The sequence below is a fragment of the Actinocorallia lasiicapitis genome, assembly GCF_054778695.1.
In genome coordinates, this window is record NZ_BAAGZI010000521.1 from 1 (window position 1) to 3,346 (window position 3,346).

Here is a 3,346-nt window from a genome sequence, read left to right on the forward strand (position 1 = left end):
ACGAGCTGTCCGGCGGGCAGCGGCAGCGGGTCGCGATGGCGCGGGCCGTGGTCGGCGCGCCCGCGCTGCTGCTGGCCGACGAGCCGACCGGCGCGCTCGACTCCGCCACGGGGCGGGAGGTCCTCGCCCTGCTGCGGGAGCTCGCCGAGGGGGGCACGACCGTCGCCGTCATCACCCACGACCGGGAGATCGCCGCGGCGCTGCCCCGCCGGATCGAGGTCCGCGACGGCCTCATCGTCACCGAAGGAGCACCGGTATGAGACTGAGCCCCGCGGACGTGCTGCGCGTCGGCGCGGAGGGACTGACCACACGACCGGCCAGGGTGTTCCTGTCGGCGCTCGGGATCGCGATCGGCATCGCCGCGATGATCGGCGTGGTCGGGATCTCGACGTCGGGGCAGGCCAGGCTGCAGCAGTCGCTGAGCAGGCTCGGCACCGATCTGCTGACCGTCGGTCCCGGCCAGAACGTGTTCGGCGCCGAGGCGAAACTGCCGAAGGACTCCCTCGGCATGATCGCCCGGATCCCGGGGGTGCGGCAGGTGTCGGCGACGGCGCCGCTCGGCGCGCACGACGTCTACCGCAACGACCGGATCGACCCCAGGGAGACCGGCGGGCTCGGGGTCGTGGCGGCCCGCACCGACCTGTTCGCCGCCAACGGCGCGACCGTCGCCGCGGGCGCGTGGCTGAACGACGCGACCGCCCGCTACCCGGCCGTCGTGCTCGGCGCGACCGCCGCCACGACGCTCGGCGTGGACCGGCCGGGCGGCCAGGTGTGGCTCGGCGGCCGCTGGTTCAGCGTGATCGGCATCCTCAATCCGGTCGAGCTCGCCCCCGAACTCGACGCCGGTGCGCTGGTCGGCTGGGACGCCGCGCAACGCCTTCTCGGTTTCGACGGCAGCCCCGGCCGGGTCTACACCCGCACCACCGACGGCCGGACGGCCGAGGTCCGCGCGCTGCTCGCCCCGACCGCGAACCCGGCGGATCCGACCGGAGTCGAGGTGAGCCGCCCGTCCGACGCCCTGGCCGCAGCGGACGCCGCCGACGCCACCCTCACCGGCCTGCTCCTCGGACTGGGCGCGGTCGCGCTGCTGGTCGGCGGGGTCGGCGTCGCCAACACCATGGTCATCTCGGTGCTGGAACGCCGCGCCGAGATCGGGCTGCGCCGCTCCCTGGGCGCGACCAGAGGCCAGATCCGGCTCCAGTTCCTCACCGAGTCCCAGCTCCTCGCGTTCCTCGGCGGCCTGGGCGGCGTGCTGCTCGGCACGGTCGTCACCGCGATCTACGCCTCGGTCCAGGGCTGGCCGACGGTCGTCCCGGCCTGGGCGACCTTCGGCGGCGTCCTGTGCACCCTGCTCATCGGCGCCGTCGCCGGCCTCTACCCCGCGATCCGCGCCTCCCGCCTCCCACCCACCGAGGCCCTGTCCTCCGCCTGACCGACCCTCCGGCCCCCCGACCGGCGCTCAGGGCTCCGGCGTCGTCGGCGGGGCGGTCGGCGAGAGGTGTCAAAGGAGCGCCCGGAGGGCGACGAGGTCGGTGAGGCCCGCGTCGGAGCCGAGACCGGTGGCGGTCAGGGACGCGGCGGCGGTGCCCCAGCGCGCCGCCTCGAGCGGGGGACGGCCGTGCAGGAGCGCGGTGATGAACCCGGCGCAGTAGGAGTCGCCGCAGCCGGTGGTGTCGACGACCTCGACCGGCCGGGCCGGCAGGCGCACGGCCTGGTCGCGGGTGGCGACGAGGCTGCCGGACGCGCCCAGCGTGACGACGACCGTGGTCAGCGGATGGCCGGCCAGCAGGTCCGCGGCGGCCTCCTCGGGTGTGGCCGCGCCCGTCATGGCCAGGGCCTGTTCCTCGTTGGGCAGGAAATGATCGACGTAGGGGAGGAACGCCGCGGCGCCCTTCAGCAGGTCGGGCAGGTTCGACAGCAGGTCCATCGTGACGATCGCGCCCGCGGCGCGGGCGGCTTCCAGCTTCGCGAAGAACGCCGGATCGTTGAGCGCCCACGTCACGTCGAGACCGCCGAGATGGATCACGCGCGCCGCCGCCAGCACCGCCGCGTCCACCTGGCCGTCGACGACCGACAGGTTCGCGCCGGGCACGTGCAGCGACGGCCGTTCCCCGGCCGAGGTGATCGGCAGGATCGACGCGCTGGTCTGGTCGGCGAGCCGCGCCAGCCGGGACGCGTCGACCCCGTGCCGGGTCAGCAGGGTCACCAGGAAGTCGCCGAGCTCGTCGTCGCCGATCGCGCCCAGCGTCACCACCGACGCGCCGAGCTTGGCGAGATCGACGGCGGTGCCCGCGGCCGAGCCCGCGGCGGTGAGGCGGATCCGGTCGACGAGGACGGTGTCCTGGCCGGTGGGGAGGGAGTCCACGGGGTGGGTGAGCACGTCCACGATGTGCACCCCGAGCGTCACGACATCGGTCATGCCGCGTAGCGTACGCGGGGTAGATCACCGCTGAGGAGGGGAGGACCACTGCCATGACCGCCCCCCTCGAACCAGGAGATCCGCAGACCCTCGGCCGGTACCGGCTGCTCGGCAGGCTCGGCGCGGGCGGGATGGGCGTCGTCTATCTGGGCGAGGCGGAGGGACGGCAGGTGGCCGTCAAGGTGATCGCTCCGTCGCTGGCGCACGACCCGCGGTTCCGGGAGCGGTTCCGCCGCGAGGTCGACGCGGCGGGCCGGGTCCGCCGGTTCTGCACCGCGCCCGTCCTGGACGCGCAGCTCGACCGGCCGCCGCTGTTCGTCGTCACCGAGTACGTCAACGGGCCGACCCTGGACCTGGCCGTCAAGGAGTGGGGTCCGCTGCGCGGCGGCGACCTAGAAGGGCTCGCCGTCGGCACCGCGACGGCGCTCGCCGCGATCCACGCCGCCGGACTCGTGCACCGGGATCTGAAACCGGCGAACGTGCTGCTGTCGCCGTTCGGCCCGCGCGTCGTCGACTTCGGGATCGCCCGCTCCACCGACGGTTCCGACCAGCTCACCCGGACGGGAACGGTCTTCGGGACGCCCGCTTTCCTCGCCCCGGAGCTGCTGCACGATCAGAACGTCACCCAGGCTTCGGATGTGTTCTCCTGGGGCTGTGTCGTCGCGTACGCCGCCACCGGCCGCTCCCCGTTCGCGGGGGCGACCGTCCACGACGTCATCTACAAGGTCGGTTACACGGAGCCCGACCTGGACGGGCTCGACGAGCGGCTCCGGCCGATCGTGGCGGGGGCCCTGGCGAAGAATCCGCTGGCGCGCCCGACCGTCGCCCAGCTCCTGACCGGGCTGACCGGGCAGGAGGCGATCGGCCCGGACGAGGCAGTCCAGCGCGCCGAGTCGGCGTGGCGCCGGCCCGCTCCCGGGCCCGCCC

At 74.6% G+C, this 3,346-nt stretch carries 4 protein-coding genes; 3 read left to right on the forward strand and 1 reads right to left on the reverse strand.

Features of this window, described 5'->3' with window-relative positions:
- Both ACYVE7_RS31425 and ACYVE7_RS31430 read left to right on the forward strand, forming a co-directional pair.
- A partial coding sequence (locus ACYVE7_RS31425; protein WP_460369869.1) for an ATP-binding cassette domain-containing protein occupies positions 1 to 260 on the forward strand: 260 nt, incomplete at its 5' end.
- Positions 257 to 1,432 (forward strand): ABC transporter permease, encoded by a 1,176-nt coding sequence (locus tag ACYVE7_RS31430; protein ID WP_460369870.1) that lies wholly within the window; start codon positions 257 to 259, stop codon positions 1,430 to 1,432. The genes ACYVE7_RS31425 and ACYVE7_RS31430, both read left to right, overlap by 4 nt.
- A gap of 69 nt (positions 1,433 to 1,501) precedes the next feature.
- Here the strand turns inward: ACYVE7_RS31430 and ACYVE7_RS31435 are convergent, their stop codons facing one another.
- Positions 1,502 to 2,419: a carbohydrate kinase family protein gene (locus tag ACYVE7_RS31435; protein ID WP_460369872.1), complete on the reverse strand. Its 918-nt coding sequence runs from the start codon at positions 2,417 to 2,419 to the stop codon at positions 1,502 to 1,504.
- 53 nt (positions 2,420 to 2,472) lie between these two features.
- Between ACYVE7_RS31435 and ACYVE7_RS31440 the strand changes: the two genes are divergently transcribed.
- The coding region (locus tag ACYVE7_RS31440; protein ID WP_460369874.1) for a serine/threonine-protein kinase at positions 2,473 to 3,346 on the forward strand (874 nt) is incomplete at its 3' end.